Source organism: Flavobacterium quisquiliarum (genome assembly GCF_019308285.1).
In the GTDB taxonomy this organism is placed as follows: Bacteria; Bacteroidota; Bacteroidia; order Flavobacteriales; family Flavobacteriaceae; genus Flavobacterium; species Flavobacterium quisquiliarum.
This window is the reverse complement of sequence record NZ_WWEM01000035.1, coordinates 57,729-75,170: the sequence shown is the minus strand read 5'-3', so window position 1 is coordinate 75,170 and position 17,442 is coordinate 57,729. Positions and strand designations below refer to the sequence as shown.

The 17,442-nt window shown below is 32.2% G+C and carries 16 protein-coding genes; 3 read left to right on the top strand and 13 right to left on the bottom strand.

Annotated elements, in window-relative coordinates:
• Positions 1-56 precede the first annotated feature (56 nt).
• The gene (locus GSY47_RS17645) at positions 57-506 is read left to right on the top strand and encodes a thioredoxin domain-containing protein (RefSeq protein ID WP_179002569.1); all 450 of its coding nucleotides are present in this window, start codon (positions 57-59) and stop codon (positions 504-506) included.
• A gap of 4 nt (positions 507-510) precedes the next feature.
• Here GSY47_RS17645 and GSY47_RS17640 read toward each other — a convergent pair whose 3' ends face one another.
• The 5 genes from GSY47_RS17640 to surE are packed head-to-tail and all read right to left on the bottom strand — an operon-like array spanning position 511 to position 5,298.
• Positions 511-2,535, bottom strand: a complete 2,025-nt coding sequence (locus GSY47_RS17640; protein WP_219071495.1) for a ComEC/Rec2 family competence protein — start codon at positions 2,533-2,535, stop codon at positions 511-513.
• 55 nt (positions 2,536-2,590) lie between these two features.
• Positions 2,591-3,076 carry a C40 family peptidase gene (locus tag GSY47_RS17635; RefSeq protein ID WP_179002567.1) on the bottom strand — a complete coding sequence of 162 codons (486 nt, stop codon included), beginning with the start codon at positions 3,074-3,076 and terminating at the stop codon, positions 2,591-2,593.
• Between the two features lie 10 nt (positions 3,077-3,086).
• Positions 3,087-4,205, bottom strand: coding sequence for a lipid-A-disaccharide synthase (gene lpxB, locus GSY47_RS17630; RefSeq protein WP_179002566.1), 1,119 nt, complete (start codon positions 4,203-4,205; stop codon positions 3,087-3,089).
• A 51-nt stretch (positions 4,206-4,256) separates the two neighbouring features.
• Positions 4,257-4,526 carry a hypothetical protein gene (locus tag GSY47_RS17625; protein WP_179002565.1) on the bottom strand — a complete coding sequence of 90 codons (270 nt, stop codon included), beginning with the start codon at positions 4,524-4,526 and terminating at the stop codon, positions 4,257-4,259.
• Entirely contained in the window at positions 4,519-5,298 is a 780-nt protein-coding gene (gene surE, locus GSY47_RS17620) for a 5'/3'-nucleotidase SurE (RefSeq protein ID WP_179002564.1), read from the bottom strand. Before surE ends, GSY47_RS17625 begins: the two co-directional genes overlap by 8 nt.
• 214 nt (positions 5,299-5,512) lie before the next feature.
• Here surE and GSY47_RS17615 point away from each other — a divergent pair, with 214 nt between their 5' ends.
• Both GSY47_RS17615 and GSY47_RS17610 read left to right on the top strand, forming a co-directional pair.
• On the top strand, positions 5,513-7,699 hold the full coding sequence (locus GSY47_RS17615) for a carboxy terminal-processing peptidase (protein WP_179002563.1): 2,187 nt from the start codon (positions 5,513-5,515) through the stop codon (positions 7,697-7,699).
• A 96-nt stretch (positions 7,700-7,795) separates the two neighbouring features.
• Positions 7,796-8,578, top strand: a complete 783-nt coding sequence (locus GSY47_RS17610; protein WP_179002562.1) for a DNA/RNA non-specific endonuclease — start codon at positions 7,796-7,798, stop codon at positions 8,576-8,578.
• Here GSY47_RS17610 and rpe read toward each other — a convergent pair.
• From rpe to GSY47_RS17570, 8 genes are all read right to left on the bottom strand, one after another.
• On the bottom strand, positions 8,555-9,217 hold the full coding sequence (rpe, locus tag GSY47_RS17605) for a ribulose-phosphate 3-epimerase (protein ID WP_179002561.1): 663 nt from the start codon (positions 9,215-9,217) through the stop codon (positions 8,555-8,557). The two genes, GSY47_RS17610 and rpe, sit on opposite strands and share 24 nt — an antisense overlap.
• 405 nt (positions 9,218-9,622) lie before the next feature.
• Entirely contained in the window at positions 9,623-10,486 is an 864-nt protein-coding gene (locus GSY47_RS17600) for a sigma-70 family RNA polymerase sigma factor (RefSeq protein ID WP_007804760.1), read from the bottom strand.
• A gap of 84 nt (positions 10,487-10,570) precedes the next feature.
• On the bottom strand, positions 10,571-12,052 hold the full coding sequence (locus GSY47_RS17595; RefSeq protein WP_179002560.1) for a porin family protein: 1,482 nt from the start codon (positions 12,050-12,052) through the stop codon (positions 10,571-10,573).
• On the bottom strand, positions 12,042-12,590 hold the full coding sequence (locus tag GSY47_RS17590; protein ID WP_179002559.1) for an RNA polymerase sigma factor: 549 nt from the start codon (positions 12,588-12,590) through the stop codon (positions 12,042-12,044). The genes GSY47_RS17595 and GSY47_RS17590 overlap by 11 nt, the downstream gene beginning before the upstream one ends.
• A 3-nt stretch (positions 12,591-12,593) precedes the next feature.
• Positions 12,594-12,992, bottom strand: a complete 399-nt coding sequence (locus GSY47_RS17585) for a hypothetical protein (protein ID WP_179002558.1) — start codon at positions 12,990-12,992, stop codon at positions 12,594-12,596.
• 130 nt (positions 12,993-13,122) lie between these two features.
• A complete protein-coding gene (locus GSY47_RS17580) occupies positions 13,123-14,877 on the bottom strand; it encodes a hypothetical protein (RefSeq protein ID WP_179002557.1) in 1,755 nt (584 codons plus the stop codon).
• The gene (locus GSY47_RS17575) at positions 14,865-16,139 is read right to left on the bottom strand and encodes a DUF4249 domain-containing protein (protein ID WP_179002556.1); all 1,275 of its coding nucleotides are present in this window, start codon (positions 16,137-16,139) and stop codon (positions 14,865-14,867) included. The genes GSY47_RS17580 and GSY47_RS17575 overlap by 13 nt, the downstream gene beginning before the upstream one ends.
• A gap of 45 nt (positions 16,140-16,184) precedes the next feature.
• Complete coding sequence (locus GSY47_RS17570) at positions 16,185-17,441, bottom strand: DUF4249 domain-containing protein (protein WP_179002555.1); 1,257 nt, start codon at positions 17,439-17,441, stop codon at positions 16,185-16,187.
• Position 17,442 lies beyond the last annotated feature (1 nt).

Here is a 17,442-nt window from a genome sequence, read left to right as displayed (position 1 = left end):
TTGGTTTAATTTTTATGTTATTTTAGTTTTTATTAACATAGCCAAAACCAAATTTTATGCTTCGAAAACTACTTATCCTACTACTCTTTTTGGGCTCTTTTTTTGTGAATGCCCAAGAAGCTATCTGGAGAACAGATATTAATGATGCTGTCGCTGTTAGTGCAGAAAAAAGAAAACCTTTGCTAATTTTTTTCACTGGCCAAGGTGCGAATCCAAAACTTCAAAATGAAATTTTTTCTACGCGAGAATTTGAAGAATGGTCTAAAAAGAATGTTATTTTGGTAAAATTAGATCTCTCTGATGCTTCAATTGAAAACGATGCAAAAGAGCAAAATTTAAGATTGAAAAACGCTTTTGGTATTGAAGAAATACCTCAGGTATGCTTTACGTCGGTATCTGTTAGAAAAGGAAAAACAAATTTCAATAAACTTGGACTCATATCTTATGTGTCTTCAGGTGTAAGGGCTTGGATTTCTGAATCTAATTTGATTTTAAATCCAGAATAGAAAATCATAATTTATAATATCCCTTTTCGTTTGTAGAATGAAAAGGGATATTTTTTTTGATGCAACTGTTTTTCCAAAATTTTTGAATTGAATTGTTGTTTGATCCGTCTGCAATTATAATTTTTGGATTTATTTCTTTCAATAATCTGTCCAGATTTATCTTAGGCGTTTGTGTGAGAATCAATATTTCTGGTTTTGAATTTATAGGGCAGATTCCCGTACTGTCAATTATTAGAATTTTTTTGTCCTTAAAATAGAGTACATTTTGAATGTTTTTAATTTTATTTAGGGAAATTGAATTTCCTACGAGATAAGAATTTATATTTCTATTTTTCTCTAAAAGCTTGTTTTTCGTGTATAAAGTGATGGTTTTTCCAGTGCGTTCAGAAATGAGCGTATTATTTTTTTCGTTGTAAACAATTAACTCCTCTTCATTTTCACTTTTGAGTTTGGTTAGAATAAATGAAAGTTGTACTAAAATTATAGAACAGAATACGAAGACAAGTTTGCTGAAATTCGGCTTTTTAATCCATACAATCGAAAAAATGATAAGGAGGTAAAATGTAAATAGATAATAAGAGTTAAAGCTGATATCTCGAATAACAAAGGATTCGATTGAAGCTACCGCATGTATCATTAAATTCAAAAGATAGATACTCTTTTCAAAAATTAAAGTTATAAATAATGGCGGGCTGGTAAAAATAGCGATGATCATTATAATGATTCCCGCAATCATTATAAAAGATAAAACAGGCAGTATTATTATATTGGTAACAAAGAACAAGCCTGGAAATTGATGAAAATAATATAAACATAAAGGTAGAGTACCTATTTGAGCAGCAAAAGAAACCGTTAGAGCTTCCCAAATGTAAATGAATAATTTGTTCTTTGGTTTGTAGATATTCTTAAATACGGGTTGAAGCCATAAAATAAAAAACAAGGCCAAATAACTTAATTGAAAACCAACATCAAATAAAAAATAAGGTTCGAAAAGCAGTATGAGCAGAATTGAAACTAATAATGTATGATAAATATTGCCGTTTCTACGCAGATGATTTCCAATTGCTAAAAAAGAAAACATAACAACGGATCTTAGAACAGAAGGAGAAAGTCCCGAAATAATGGCAAATCCAGCTAGAGCAATAAGAATTGAGATAAGTTTAACAAATGATCCTCTTTTGGTGTTTGGAATTGGTTTTAAAACGAAAGTGATAAAAAGCATTATAAAACCCACATGTAAACCAGAAACAGATAAGATGTGAGTGGCTCCAGAATATTGGTAATCCTGAATAATATCCTGTGAAATTTCCTGCTGTTGTCCCAAAATTAAAGCAAGGGCAACATTCATTTCTGACTTGCTGAAATGTGATTTCTCGAGATTCGAAATTATTCGAGAATGCAGTTTGGCGCAGTAATACCAAATGTCTTTTTCAATGGTTTGACTGACCGAAATTTGGCTTTTCTGACAATAGATTTGTGCAAAAATCTGTTTGTTGGCTAAATAACGGCTGTAATCAAATTGATTCGGATTTTTATTCGATTTATTGCGCTGTAAAGTAATTTTGATTTTAATTCGATTTCCAATTATAAGCGCACTTTTACTACTGTCTTTTTGAACATTGATTATTATTTTTCCTTTGTATTTTTTGTTTGAAATGCTTTCGATATGAGCAATATAACGATCGCTATAATCGTTGCTTTTTAATTTTTCACGAAGCAATAAAACGATAGTTTCGGGTTTTTCAAAAGCACTTTTATAATTAGAGTAGTTGTCTTTTTGAAGATTTTCTGTATGGCTTAAAAGGGTCAGAGCGCCAAGAATAAAAGATAATGCATAAACAGAAAGTCCAAAGAACATAGACTTTTTGGAGCTTTTTAAATTCAAGATATAATTCGTACAAAATAATACGAAAAACAAACACAGCAAATATATTGTCAACCAAATGGAGAAATGCATATAATAAGATGCAATAACTCCTAATATAAAGGCAATAGTAATTTTAACCAATGGAAAATCTAATACTTTCATGGCTTAAAAGTATTAAATAATTGTAAGAAAAATAATAAATTTTTAAAAGAATTATTTAATTTAGAATTCTGTTGACTTGTTCAAAAGAGTTTTTGTAATAAGGTTCTTTAGTAGAGGAAATTATTACGCCTTTTGAAGTAGAAGAATGCACAAATTTTACTTCGTCAGAATTGACTTCTGTGATTAGTCCAACATGATTAATTTGTCTGCTTTTATTGGTTTTAAAAAAGATTAAATCTCCTTTTTTCGCGTCATTCAGGGGGATCACTTTTCCTATTTTAGCCTGTTCATAAGAAGCTCTTGGTAATGTTATATTTTCGCTTTGAAAAGTGGTATAAACTAAACCAGAGCAGTCGAAACCACTTTTTGTAGTTCCACCAGCTTTGTAGCGAACTCCAATATTGTCTGTTGCTTTTTCGACTAAATTATTGACTAGATTTCTGCTTTCTTTTTTGGATTCGTTTTTGCTTACGGCATTTGAAGTTGATTTACACGAGGTAAAAGCAACAGCTAAAAGCAGAAAAATTAGTACTCTTTTCAAAATAAATTATTTAAGCGTTTTTTAAATCGGCAACTATAAGTTTGGCTGTGTTTTTACTCGCGCCAACTCCACCTAATTTTTGCTCTAAAATATCATAATTATGAAGTAATCTAGTGCGGTATTCAGGGTCTAATAATTTCTGCAGTTCTTCTTTGATTCGTTTTTTATTGCAGTCGCCTTGAATTAATTCCGTTACCACTTCCTGATCCATAATTAAATTCACCAGCGAAATGTATTTTAAAGTGATAATGCGTTTTGCAATTTGATACGAAACTTCACTTCCTTTATAACAAACAACTTCAGGAACTTTGAAAAGAGCAGTTTCTAAAGTAGCAGTGCCAGAAGTTACCAGAGCAGCTTTTGAAGAACGAAGCAAATCGTACGTTTTGTTCGAAACAAATGCAATGTTTTTATTTTTTAGAAATTGCTGATAAAATTCGTATTCCTGACTTGGCGCCCCCGCAATTACAAATTCGTAATCCTGAAAATCATCCACTACGCTAAGCATTACACTTAGCATTTTGGTAATTTCTTGTTTACGGCTTCCTGGTAAAACGGCAATAATTGGTTTTTCGCCTAAATTATTTTCTTTTCTAAATAAACCTTCATCAAACGGAGGCTGATTTTGAATAGCATCAATTAATGGATGTCCAACAAAATCTACGGGATAATGATGTTTGTCTTCGTAGAAACTTTTTTCAAAAGGAAGAATAACATACATCTTGTCAACATCTTGTTTGATGGCTTTGATACGGTTTTCTTTCCAAGCCCAAATCTGCGGAGAAATATAATAATGAGTTTTATAACCTAATTCTTTAGCCCATTTAGCTATTCGCATATTAAAACCTGGATAATCAATAAAAATAATGACATCTGGTTGAAACTCCAGAATGTCTTTTTTACAGATTTTAATATTGTTTAAAATAGTTTTTAAATTAAAAATAACTTCAATAAAGCCCATAAAAGCAAGATCACGGTAATGTTTTACTAGAGTTCCGCCTGCTTTTTGCATTAAATCGCCTCCCCAAAATCGGATTTCTGCCTGAGGATCTTCGACATATAATGCTTTCATTAAGTTAGATCCGTGTAAATCTCCCGAGGCTTCACCTGCAATTATGTAATATTTCATGTTGATTTTTTTGAAAATAGTGCTAAAGTTGTCACTAAGCAAAGATAAGATTTATAAAACTAATGTAGAAATCGCTAATACAATCACTGCTAAAATTACGCCTCGAGCCATGATTTCTTTATTTCTTTTTAAAAGAATACCAAAAACAGCTAGGTCTAAAAGCGTGCCTATGGTGATAATTTTTCCGAGATAACCTTGTTCTCTCATAACATAAAGACCAGATGAGATATCAAAATTTGTAAAAAAAGCAATAAACAAATAACTGCCTAAAAGCGCAGTAAAAATTCCGATTAAAAAACCAATTAGTAATTCTTTAGCCATTTAATTTCCAAGTATTAAGTTGTTGAATAGAATGATGTGCGGTAAGATCAAATTGTACGGGAACAACAGAAACATAGCCATTTGCAAGAGCCCATTCATCGGTATCTTCGCCTTGATCTTCATTGATAAATTTTCCGGCAAGCCAGTAATAATCTTTCCCAAAAGGAGTTTGTCTTTTATCAAATTTTTGCGCGTAATAGGCTTTCGCTTGACGACAAACTTTAATGCCTTTAATTTCAGATTCTTTCAGTTTTGGAAAGTTTACATTTAAAACAACTCCGGGGGGCAATTTGTTTTGTAAAGTTTCTAAAGTTATTCTTTTAACGAAAGATTTTATTGGTTCAAAATCGGCATTCCAGTCAAAGTCTAAAAGCGAAAAACCAATAGACTGAATGCCTTCGATTCCAGCTTCAACTGCTGCGCTCATTGTTCCAGAATAAATTACGTTTATTGAGGAGTTAGATCCGTGATTGATACCAGAAACGCATAAATCAGGTTTGCGTTTCAGAATCTCGTTTACTGCCAGTTTTACGCAGTCAACGGGAGTTCCAGAGCAACTGTATTCTGCAATCGCGTCATCATCTTTAGAAATTTTATCTAGAAACAAAGTATTGTTTATGGTTATGGCGTGGCCCATTGCACTTTGAGGTTTGTCTGGAGCAACAACGATTACGTCTCCAATTGTTTCCATAACGCTGATTAGAGCTCGTATTCCTGGGGCTAAAATACCATCATCGTTTGTTACCAATATTAAAGGTTTTTGGATTTTCATTTTGTGGATTTTATGTGTAATTTTAACAATTGTAAGATTTTAAAAACAAATTTAGTGGCGTATTTCTTGAGATAAGTCACAAATATTACAAAATTTGTCAACTAAGGTAAAGAACTTTTTTGCGAATTGAACATTTTTATATCTTTAACAAAAAATTATCGTGACGTTAGCTCTCGTGGCATAGTTTTTAACGTAACTTAGATTAAAAAATTTGATGAATGCTATTATAAAGTTTATGAAAAGAAATTATAAGATACTCATAGCCGTATTGTGCTTATCGCTTACATTATTTGCATTTAAAATGAATGCCGATAGAACAATCGACCCAGATCCGAACAGAGATAAAACACTTTTAGAATTACTAGCATTTGTTATTGAAAAAGGACATTACAGCCCAGCAGAAATAAATGATGAATTCTCAAAAGGTATTTTTAAGGATTATATTGATGCATTAGATCCTTCTAAAAGATTTTTTCTTCAGTCAGATATTGATGAATTTAAGCAGTATGAATTAATGCTTGACGATCAGTTTTTGAATAAAGATATTACTTTTTTCAACTTGACTTATACAAGGTTGATGAAACGTATGGAAGAAAGCAAAAAACGTTATAAAACAATTTTAGCACAGCCATTTAATTATAACGTAGATGAAACTTTTAATGCTGATTACGAGAATATTCCGTATGCTAAAAACTTAACGGAACTTAATGAAAGATGGAGAAAACAGATTAAATTATCTACTCTTTCTTCTTTGGTAACAAAACAAAAAATTGAGGAAGAAAAGAAGAAAAAAGATGCTGCATATAAAGAAAAATCTTTTGATGTTCTAGAAAAAGAAACACGTGAGAGTTCTTTAAAATCTTTAGATGATAATTTTAGTGTAATCAAAGATTTAAATAGAGATTACTGGTTTTCGGTTTACTTGAATTCTATCATGGCACGTTTTGATCCGCATACAAGTTATTTTGCTCCTGAAGAAAAAGACCGTTTTGATGTAAATATCAGTGGTAAATTGGAAGGTATTGGAGCTCGGTTAACTAAGAAAAATGATTTTACTCAAATTGATGAGTTGATTTCTGGAGGTCCAGCATGGAAAGGAAAACAATTAGAAGCAGGTGATTTAATCTTGAAAGTTGCTCAAGGAAACGAAGAGCCTGTTGATGTTGTGGGAATGCGTCTAGACGATGTTGTTAAGAAAATAAAAGGACATAAAGGAACTGAGGTTAAACTTACAGTTAAAAAAGTTGATGGAAGTATCAAAGTGATTTCGATTATCAGAGATGTGGTTGAGATTGAAGAAACATACGCAAAATCTAGTATTGTTGAGAAAAATGGTTTAAAATATGGAGTAATTTATCTTCCTAAGTTTTATATCGATTTTGAAAACAAAGATGGACGTGATGCTGGAAAAGACATCGCTCTTGAAGTAGAGAGATTGAAAAAAGAAAACATCAACGGAATTGTTTTAGATGTTCGTGATGATGGTGGAGGATCTCTTTCTACAGTAGTTGATATTGCTGGTTTATTTATCGAAGAAGGACCAATTGTTCAGGTTAAATCTGCTGGTAAAAAGAAGGAAGTTTTATACGATAAAGATAAAAAAATCGAGTGGGATGGTCCATTGGTTATTATGGTAAACAGTTTTTCTGCTTCGGCATCTGAGATTTTGGCTGCTGCAATTCAGGATTACAAACGTGGAGTAATTATCGGAAGTAAACAAACTTACGGTAAAGGAACAGTTCAAAACGTATTAGATTTGAATCAATTTGTTCGTAACGCCAATTATGGAGATCTGGGAGCTTTGAAAATCACAGGACAAAAATTCTATAGAATCAATGGTGGTTCTACTCAATTAGAAGGTGTTCATAGCGATGTTGTGATGCCGGATCGTTACGCTTATTTGAAAATGGGCGAAAGAGATATTGACAATGCAATGCCTTGGGATAAAATTGATCCAGCAGATTATAGTACTTGGACTTCTAACGAAAATTTTGCTAGAGCAATTAATAATAGTAAAAATAGAATTGCTCAAAATGCTCAATTCAAATTAATTGATGATAATGCAAAATGGATTGATGTTAAGAACAAAGAGAACACTTACAGCTTGAATATTCAGAGTTTTAAAGCAACTCAAGAACAGGTTGAAAATGAAGGTAAAAAATACAAACCAATCTCGGATTATAAAAATGATTTAGTTTTCAAATCGCTTCCTTATGAAGAAGTTGAAACAAAAGCTGATGCTTCATTAAAAGAAAAAAGAGATGCATGGCACCAAGCTTTATCTAAAGATGTTTATGTAGAAGAGGCTTTAAATGTTTTGGATGATTTACAGCCAAAAGGTTTGGTTAAAAATAATAACGTTTCTCCTAAAATGAAAAAGGATAAACTTGTGAAGTCTTAAGTTCTAAAAAGAATTTAATTTGTTTAAAAACGCTCTATAAATTTTGAATTTATGGAGCGTTTTTTTTTTGTAAGTTTAGCTTCTAAAAATATTTTTATGAAAGTCTTTTTGAGTTTAATTTCTCTGTGTGTTATATTGGTTTCTTGTAAAAAAGAAGTGGTTGGGAAAGAAAGTGTAAGTAATTCTGAAGCAATTTCTTTTAAAGGAAATTCAACTTCTACTGACTCTTTGTATACGGCTGTATATCTTCCAACTTCAACTACAAAACAAATTGTAAAACATCAATATTATACGCTTTCTTATAATGAAAAATTCGAACAGGCGGAATGGGTTGCTTATGAATTGAAGGCAGCATATTTAAAAAATAATGATTTTAAAAGACCTTATTTTATTGAAGATCCAAAAGTAACAACTGGTTCTGCTGATTGGAGAAATTACAAAAATTCAGGTTATGATAAAGGACATCTTTGTCCAGCTGGAGATATGGAATTCAGCAAGAATGCTTATAATGATACTTTTTATACTTCGAATATTTCGCCACAGAAAAAGGAATTTAACTCAGGAATCTGGAATAGGCTAGAGCAGAAGACTCGCTACTGGGCTGAAAAATACAATGATATTTATGTTGTTACTGGCGGAATTCCGAAAGATTCAGACAAAAAAATAGGAACAGAAAAAGTGGCTGTTCCTAAATATTTTTATAAAATTATTGTAGCTAAATCTGGAAATGAACACAAAACCATTGCTTTTTTAGTTCCAAACGAAAAAAGCGACAAATCAATTTATGATTTCGTAGTTCCGATTGAGACTTTGGAGAAAATGACCGGAATTGATTTCTTTCCAAATCTGAAAAACTTAAAAAGTAGTAAGGCTTTTTAATTCAGCAATTGTTTCGATTTGATTTTCGGCTTTAAAAACAAAGCTTCCGGCAACTAAAACATCGGCGCCGGCTTCTACTAATTGTTTGGCGTTTTTACTGGTAACGCCACCGTCAATTTCAATAAGTGTTGAAGCATTTTTGCGTGTGATTAAAGCTTTTAGCTTTTTGACTTTGTCATAAGTGTTTTCGATAAATGACTGACCTCCAAATCCGGGATTTACACTCATAATACAAACAACATCAATATCATTAATAACGTCTTCTAATAAATCAACATTGGTATGTGGATTCATTGCTACTCCAGCTTTCATTCCTTCCGCTTTGATGGCTTGAAGTGTTCTATGTAAGTGCGTGCAGGCTTCATAATGTACAGTGAGTCCATTAGCGCCTAAATCAGCAAAAGTTTTGATGTAACGGTCAGGATCAATAATCATTAAATGAACATCGATATATTTTTTTGCATGTTTGGAAATCGCTTCTAAAACCGGCATTCCAAAAGAGATATTAGGAACAAAAACTCCATCCATAATATCGATATGAAACCAATCCGCTTGACTGATATTAATCATTTCGACATCACGCTGTAAATTAGCAAAATCAGCAGCAAGAACAGAAGGAGCAATAAGTGTATTTTTCATTGTAGTGTTGTGTGTTGTTTTTTTTACAAAGATAATTTTTTTTATGCTGTCGTGGTAATTTAACCGCAAAGTGCGCAAAGAATTACGCAAAGGTCGCAAGTTTTTTTTATCCTAAATGTAAGTGTTTGTTGTAAAGTTCGCGAAGCTTTGTAAGCTTTGCATTCAATCTAAGTTTTTTATAATCTTAGCGTACTTTGCGTAATTCTTTGCGCTCTTTGCGGTAGAAAACTTTTTCAGCTAAATAATAAAAATAAAAAACTCCGGTAATCAGCCGGAGTTTCAATCATCAATCAAAAAACGAACAGTCAATCAAACTGTTGTTTGGGGTAAAATCCCAATTTTAAAATATCCAAATTCCAATTGTTGTTTGGAATTTGGAATTTCAGATATTGAAATTTAATATTGTTATCCTAAGTAAGTTTTAAGGATTTTACTTCTAGAAGTGTGTTTCAATCTACGGATTGCTTTTTCTTTAATCTGACGAACACGCTCACGAGTTAGGTCGAAAGTTTCTCCAATTTCTTCAAGAGTCATTGGGTGCTGATCGCCAAGACCAAAATACAAACGTACAACATCAGCCTCTCTTGGAGTTAGTGTTTCTAAAGAACGTTCGATTTCAGTACGAAGAGATTCGTGAATTAATTCTCTATCTGGATTTGGAGATTCACCAGAACGCAATACGTCGTAAAGGTTAGAATCTTCACCTTCAACAAGAGGTGCATCCATAGATAGGTGACGTCCAGAGTTTTTCATAGACTCTTTTACGTCGTTAACAGTCATATCAAGTTCTTTTGCAATTTCCTCAGCAGAAGGCGGACGCTCGTTAGATTGCTCTAATAAAGCGTACATTTTATTGATTTTGTTGATAGAACCAATTTTATTTAATGGTAAACGTACAATACGAGATTGTTCAGCTAAAGCTTGAAGAATCGATTGACGAATCCACCATACAGCGTAAGAAATGAATTTAAAACCACGAGTTTCATCAAAACGTTGAGCCGCTTTAATTAAACCTAAGTTTCCTTCATTAATTAAATCCGGAAGAGTTAATCCTTGGTTTTGATATTGTTTAGCCACAGATACTACGAAACGTAGGTTGGCTTTTGTTAGTTTTTCTAAAGCTCTTTGATCACCAGCCTTTATTCTTTGTGCTAATTCTACCTCTTCATCAGCGGTAATTAGGTCAACTTTTCCAATTTCTTGTAGATATTTATCTAACGATGCAGTTTCACGATTAGTTACCTGCTTGGTGATTTTAAGTTGTCTCATGTTGTTGTCTCCCTATTTTTTTAAAGTGTACAAATGGTTATACGTAAAGAGTATCAAAAAAGTTACAACTATTTAAAAATATTTTTAAAATTTATAAGAGAAACCAGATTGAAGCGATAAACTGTAAGGTTTAGCATCATTATCATCTTTAAATGTATTCATATAATATTTGAATAACGGATTTATTTCAATCTGTATTTTTTTGGTCAACTCATAACTAAAGCCTAGTCCAACATTTGAGGCAATATTGATTTTTGAAATATTTCTAGAAGTACCAATGCTACGTGATGCAATTTCATCTGATCTCATTTCCAAATTATTAGTTTGTAACAGCATTGTGCTTAAACCTCCAAAAGCTTCAATATTGAATCGGCTTTTGTCTTTTTTTATCGCATAATTAAATTCGATTGGAAGCTCATAATAAGAAAGTGTCTGCGTCAATTCTGTGTTATTTGAATTAGCGAAAGTACTTTCGATTATTGCTGGTGAAAGATCTGATTTTAATTCAATATTACTGTATGATGGTATCAGTTCATTCTGATCCAATAGTGTAGATGTTTTTAAGTTTAAATGTGAAAAACCAACTCTAAATCCCGTTTTTCTGTACATGATTTTAATGTAAACACCATAAAAGGCACTTACAGGTTTGCTTGTTGGCTGTTTAGATAAACTAGGATCAATTAGGGATTGATTGTTTAACGAACTAAAAATAGCTGGTCCATAATAAACATGTACCCTGCGTTCTGGCGGATTGTTAACCACTATTTTTTCAGGAACGGTTTCCTGAATTTTAGGTGTTCTTCTTTTTTTGACTGGAATACTGTCAACGGAAGCGATACTGTCTTTCTTTTCTTCTGTTTTTACTGGAATAGTAGTTTCAGCAACTTTAGGTTCTATTGTTTCTGGTGTTGTGGTTGCAGCGGTTTTTTTAGGCAAGTTTGTCTCTGTTTTCTTTTTTGAAGTCTGTGACAGACTCTTTTTTCCTTTTACTGGTTTTGGTTTTGATTTTGGCTTTGCCGATGTAGTTTTGCCATAAGATGTTTTTTTGACAGCTAATGGTTTGCTTGTTTTATTTGTCTTGGTTGGATTTGTTTTGGGAGTTTCTTTTATGTGAACTTTTTCCTTTCTTATCGTAATTTTATATTTTTTGGTAACCTCATATTCTTCATATTCATTTGTAGACGAAACCAGTTTACTCGATTGTTTAATGAGTTTAACATCTTTACTTTTTCTAATTAATATGGTGTCATTACTATTAGATTTTTTTATTTCAGTCTTTTTGGGCTGTTCAACGTTTTGTTTTTTGGTTTTATCTTTATCTTGAAGTAAATGTGTAGGCGCTTTTGCTGTTTCATTTATTTCATTTTGATCTTTGTCGTTTACAATAGCTACTGTAGACAAAAGTCCAATTAATAATACGCTTGGAATAAACCAAATTAAAAACCTTCTGCGTCTTTTTTTATTTAAATCCTTCTCAATTTTAGACCATACAAAATCTCTTGGAGCTTCGTCCAAGTGAGTAAGTTTGTCTTTAATTGCTTTTCCTATTTCGCTTTTATTTTCCATTTTTCGTCTGATTGTAAAATGTACTTTTAGATTTTATTTTTTCTTTCAAAAGGTGTTTTGCCCTATGAAGATTAGATTTTGAGGTACTTTCGCTTATTCCTAAAAGTGAAGCAATTTCCTGATGTGAATAATCGTCTAATTCATATAAATTAAAAACGAGTCGATATTGATTGGGTAAATCCTGAATAAATGAAAGGATAACATCCAGAGGAAGATCAATTTCTTTATCGGTTACAATTTCCTCCTGTTGATGATCTTCTATAATTGGAGTTAAAAAATATGACTTTTTGTATCTGTTAATGGCTTTGTTAATCGTGATCCGCTTCATCCATCCTTCAAAACTTCCTTTTCCTTTATAATTTTTGATATTGGTAAAGATTTCAATAAAGGCGTCGTGTAGATTATCCTCGGCTTCATCGCGATTTTGACAATATTTTAGGGACTGCGCAAACAGAACATTCTTATACACTTGGTATAATTGTTCTTGTGCCTGCCTATTCTGTTTAATGCAGCCTTTTATTAATTGATCTAGATTCAAATTTTATTTTTCAAGTTTTGTAATGTTTAACCTATTTCCACACTTCAATCCTTTATTGTTAGAAGCTTGAACTGCTCCAGTTGTGAAATCTTTGCCAATGAGAAACACAGCTCGATGTGTTCCCTGGCCTTTTATGAGAGTTATAGAACCGCTAACCACTTCCCATTGAATTTCTGATGTTTTTTTATTACCGTTGTAAATGTAGGTGTAAAGACTGTTTGGTTTAACATACATACTCCCGTTTACTACACAGCATGTTCCATAAAATGCATCATCACAATTGTCATCTGTGTTCCAATATTGATCTGGAGTATCATGTTCTGAGTTTTGTTGATGGTCAGAATCACTACAACAAGAAAATATAAATAAAAGGATAATGAATGTCGAAATTACCTTTTTCATAATCAATTAATTGTCAGTTATAATTGATAGTATAAAAAAAATAAAAAGGTTGCGTCATAAAATAAAAAAACTCTTCGTTCAGTTTTTTTGAAGGAAGAGTTTTTTTTAAATAAAGAATGCTTTCTAAATATTAATTGAATTGTGAATCTTTCACTTCAATAATTTCTTTGGCATAAACCGGTTTTCCAGAAGAAGAAAATCCTTCTACAATAACTTCGAATTGACCGTTTACGTCAGAGGTTGTGAATGATATGTTTTCTTCGGTACCTTTTAATTTTAAATCAGGAAGCCATAATAACTGATGTCTGTAATCGGGAATTCTAGCATTTTTTATTTTGTCACTGTAATCAGGCTGATAGTAGTTCTTTTTTGCTAAAGGTCTTAAAATTTCAGGTTTAATGATAAAGCTTCCATTTAGTTTGCTTACATAATCAAAGTTTTTGGTTGTAAATGAAATTAAACCATTAAACAGTTTTGTTCCATAATAATAGCCTCCATTAATGATGTTGATTTTATAAACATTATTCATTTTATACTCAAAAAGTTCATTAATGTCTTGTATTATTAAACCATCTACAAGTACTAATGCAGGAGTCGACAATTCGTAATTTACATCATAGTCATGAAGAAAGAGTTCGTATTTGCCTTTTGTCTGCGTAAAATACATTTCTTTTACAATTTCGACAGCGACTTCCTTTAGGGTCGGGAAACGGTTAAAATCGTCTAAAATATATTCTTTAGATAATGGATCATAAAACTTTTTCAGGTCTTTTGTTAATGCGATACTGTCTTTGGTTATGTTGTAGTAGGCATTTTCAATTTGACTAGAAATGGCTCTCTCTTTTAGGTTTTTTTCAAAATTGGCACTTAATTCTAAAGAGTTGAATTTTAAAGACTCAAAATTCAATGCTTTCTGCTTGTCTATTTCAATACCATAATTGTCTTTGTCAGCATCAATAAGCTGTATAATAATATTCGAATTTGGGCAAGATCTGTCTAAAATAAAGGTAAATTGCCCATTCTGATCGGTTTTTGAAACTTTAAATTCAAAATTCTTTTCAGGAATTGACAATGCAATATTTTTATTAGCAAGACTATTTCCCGCTGTTTTTGCAGTTATTTTTCCTGAAATGATTTCGCCTCGCAATTCAGGGATTGCTAAATTTTCTGGTGAAATAGTACCGCTGTTTTGATTCGGATTTGCAGCTGCATATTCTGTATAGTTTAGTTTGTTTTTAGCAACTAAAGCATCAGTTTTTCTAACCGAAACAGTATAACTTCCTTTAGAAAAATCTTCAGAATCTGTTTTAATCTTTAAATCAATAAGTTCTCTGTTGGTGTATGTTTTTTTTCCTAAAGACAACACTAACCCAGAAGCTGTAACATTAGACGAAGCTGTTATATCTTGATTAAAAGAAGACTTTTCGGGCTTCGGATTTTTATTGGTTTGATATGGATTAACAATATAAATGTCAATGTTAAAATAATTTGAATCTGATTTATTCAGCATCCAATTGGTGTAGCCGACAAGTTTGTAATTCCCAGTTTCTAATGTTGTTGGAATAAAGAAATCGCCATTTGCGGTACCTTTTTCTAAAAACAATTTATGTTTGAAAACACTTTTTTTACTACTGTCAACCAGCTCAACATAGGCAATTTTGCTATAGATTGAAGCAGCATTGTTTTGTTTGTTAAGACAGAATAAATTATAACGAAGTGTTTCTCCAGTCAAATAAGAATTTGTGTTTGGAGTAACAAAAATTGATTCATTTATTTTTGTGTCAACAGCCATTAACTCAACTTCTGAGCTTTTGCTTTGAGCTGTACTATTTTGTTGAAGAGATAGTGCAGTTATTACGATTAAAGAGAGTCTTAGTCTATCCAAAATAATGGTTTTATGTTTGATGAAAATGATGTGCAGTCTCCGCATTGGATATCATAAATTTCTATTGAAAGAGGTGTTGGTATTTGTAAAGGAAAAGGTATAATGCCAAGATTATTATAACCTGAAAAATAGACACTATTGCCTTGACTGATATTACTGTAAACAAGATTTCCGTTACAACTGCTGTTCACATCAAAACAATAAGAAAAAATATGTTCTTTTTCTTGTGCAGGTGTTGTTAGTGCAAGTGGGCAATCATAAGGATAAGCTGGTGTTGGTTCACTTGGAAATACATCCAAGAAATTCAAGAAAATTCTTTTATCGCTATAAGCAGAAACATCAAAAAAGCCAATTACTTTTTCGTTTGTATCTGTATCTGATTTAATATTTCCTGCCAAAAAACCAGGCTGGGTTTGAGATAAAAGACTTTCTGAGCCAGATATTTTGCTTAATGTTTGGTAAAAAGTATAAGCGCTAAGATTTTGAACGTACTGTTTTACAAGAATAGAATATCTATTGGCAATGATATAATCTGTACTTGGAATAAAACGTACAGCAAAATCAACACGATCTTCAGATAAATCATTTGTACTGGTTAAAATAATAGCATCCGATTTTTTGTTGGAATAACAGGTTTTGGCTTCTTTGGTTCTCATTTGAATAACAAGATTACCAGGGGCCGGACTATTGGTATTACCAGTAAAAGGGACGGCAATAGCCTCAAAGGGAGACCATTTTGGCGCTATTACTTTATACGTCTCGTCATATTCATAACGGTAATATTTGGAGCTGTTCGAAGAATCGTAACTTTTGGCTCTAATCTCTACTCCTAAAACACCTTCTTTTGTTGTTACGTTTGCGTAGGCATCTTCGATATTGGTTTCCGTTGTTAGTTTTTCTGAAGTAGAACTATATGATTTTCCATCTTTAGTTTTTACATGAAGCTGATATGTTCTACCAGGTGAAGCCTTGAATTCAGTTGCAGAAATGTAACTTCCAGCTTCTTCATCAAATCCATAAACGTTACCTTGATCGTCGGTTACGCTTACCGTTGCGCCAGTTTCAAAAACAGGCCCTTCATCTTCAAATTTGTATGTACGAGACAACTTAATTTCTTGTTTTTTTAATTGATTTGTAATAGTAGCTTCGATTACGATAGCATTTTCAAAACCATTTGTTGTATAATTATATGGAGTTGTGCAACTGGTTACTATTGCGGTTAATACTAGTGTAAGTGCTTTATATGTAGATAATTTTTTCATTAACAATTGCTCATTGTTTTTAATTCTTAAAAGAGTAAACTCAGTTTAATCTACCCAAAATAAGGGTCTCATGTTTGACGAAAATGATGTGCAATCTCCACACTCAGTGTCATATATTTCTAGCGTAATTGTTCCATTATCAGGTACGCGCCCAAGAAAATTATATCCTCCAAAATATACGCTTTTCTTCATACTAATGGCTCCATAGGCTGTAAAACCAAAACATTGAGGATTTCTGTCCGTTTCAAAACAGTATAAAAGCATGTGTTCTTTTGCTTGTGCTTCTGTTAAAGTCATCGGGCAATTATAGGGATATTCTGGTGTCTTTTCATTTGGGAATACATCTGAAAAATTGAAGAATATTCTTTTTTCACTATAAGAAGAAACATCAAAAAAGCCAATTACTTTTTCAGATGAATCCACATCCGATTTAATATTTCCTGCTAAAAATCCGGGTTGGGTTTGTGACAAAAGGCTTTCAGAACCTGATATTTTACTCAATGTCTGGTAAAAAGCGAAAGCACTTTGATTTTGAACAAACTGTTTCACAAGAATGCTATATCTGTTGGCAATAGCATAATCTGTACTTGGTATAAAGCGCACTTGAAAATCTACACGATCTTCGGACAAATCATTTGTGCTGGTTAAAATAATAGCATCCGATTTTTTAGTAGAATAGCAAATTCTGGCCTCTTTTGTTCGCTCCTGAATGATAAGATCACCTGGTGCGATTCCAGTATTTTTTGGAACAGCAATAGCTTCATATGGTGTCCATTTTGGTGCGATTACTTTATAGGTTTCGTCATACTCATATCTATAGTATTTGGAAGAGTTTGTCGGATCAAAACTTTTTGCTCTAATCTCAACACCACGCACACCTTCTTTCGATGTAACATTTGCTACAATTTCACTAAGATTTGTTTCAGTCGTAAGTTTTTCGGCGGTAGAACTATACGATTTTCCATCTTTGGTTTTTACGTGAAGCTGATAAGTTCTTCCTGACTCAGCTTTAAAAGGTGTTGCCGAAACATACAAACCATTTTCTTCGTCGAAGCCATAAACAGTTCCTAAATCATCAGTTACAGATACTGTTGCTCCTGTTTCAGACACTGGACCTTCGTCTTCAAATTTATACGTACGAGACAATTTTATTTCTTGTTTTTTTAATTGATTGGTAATTGTAGCCTCGATTACAATAGTATTTTCAAAAGAATTTGTTGTATAGTTATAAGGAGTTGTACAGCTAGAAATAAACGCCGTCAGTACGATAATAAACCATTTATGTAAAGAAGTTTTTGCCATT

Excerpts from the sequence above, each read along its gene's own strand:
- GSY47_RS17625 (WP_179002565.1), bottom strand. The coding sequence starts at position 4,526 with ATGGCTAAAGAATTACTAATTGGTTTTTTAATCGGAATTTTTACTGCG.
- surE (WP_179002564.1), bottom strand. The coding sequence starts at position 5,298 with ATGAAAATCCAAAAACCTTTAATATTGGTAACAAACGATGATGGTATT.
- lpxB (WP_179002566.1), bottom strand. The coding sequence starts at position 4,205 with ATGAAATATTACATAATTGCAGGTGAAGCCTCGGGAGATTTACACGGA.
- GSY47_RS17645 (WP_179002569.1), top strand. The coding sequence starts at position 57 with ATGCTTCGAAAACTACTTATCCTACTACTCTTTTTGGGCTCTTTTTTT.
- GSY47_RS17640 (WP_219071495.1), bottom strand. The coding sequence starts at position 2,535 with ATGAAAGTATTAGATTTTCCATTGGTTAAAATTACTATTGCCTTTATA.
- rpe (WP_179002561.1), bottom strand. The coding sequence starts at position 9,217 with ATGAAAAATACACTTATTGCTCCTTCTGTTCTTGCTGCTGATTTTGCT.
- GSY47_RS17570 (WP_179002555.1), bottom strand. The coding sequence starts at position 17,441 with ATGGCAAAAACTTCTTTACATAAATGGTTTATTATCGTACTGACGGCG.
- GSY47_RS17595 (WP_179002560.1), bottom strand. The coding sequence starts at position 12,052 with ATGGAAAATAAAAGCGAAATAGGAAAAGCAATTAAAGACAAACTTACT.
- GSY47_RS17585 (WP_179002558.1), bottom strand. The coding sequence starts at position 12,992 with ATGAAAAAGGTAATTTCGACATTCATTATCCTTTTATTTATATTTTCT.
- GSY47_RS17575 (WP_179002556.1), bottom strand. The coding sequence starts at position 16,139 with ATGAAAAAATTATCTACATATAAAGCACTTACACTAGTATTAACCGCA.
- GSY47_RS17615 (WP_179002563.1), top strand. The coding sequence starts at position 5,513 with ATGAATGCTATTATAAAGTTTATGAAAAGAAATTATAAGATACTCATA.
- GSY47_RS17610 (WP_179002562.1), top strand. The coding sequence starts at position 7,796 with ATGAAAGTCTTTTTGAGTTTAATTTCTCTGTGTGTTATATTGGTTTCT.
- GSY47_RS17600 (WP_007804760.1), bottom strand. The coding sequence starts at position 10,486 with ATGAGACAACTTAAAATCACCAAGCAGGTAACTAATCGTGAAACTGCA.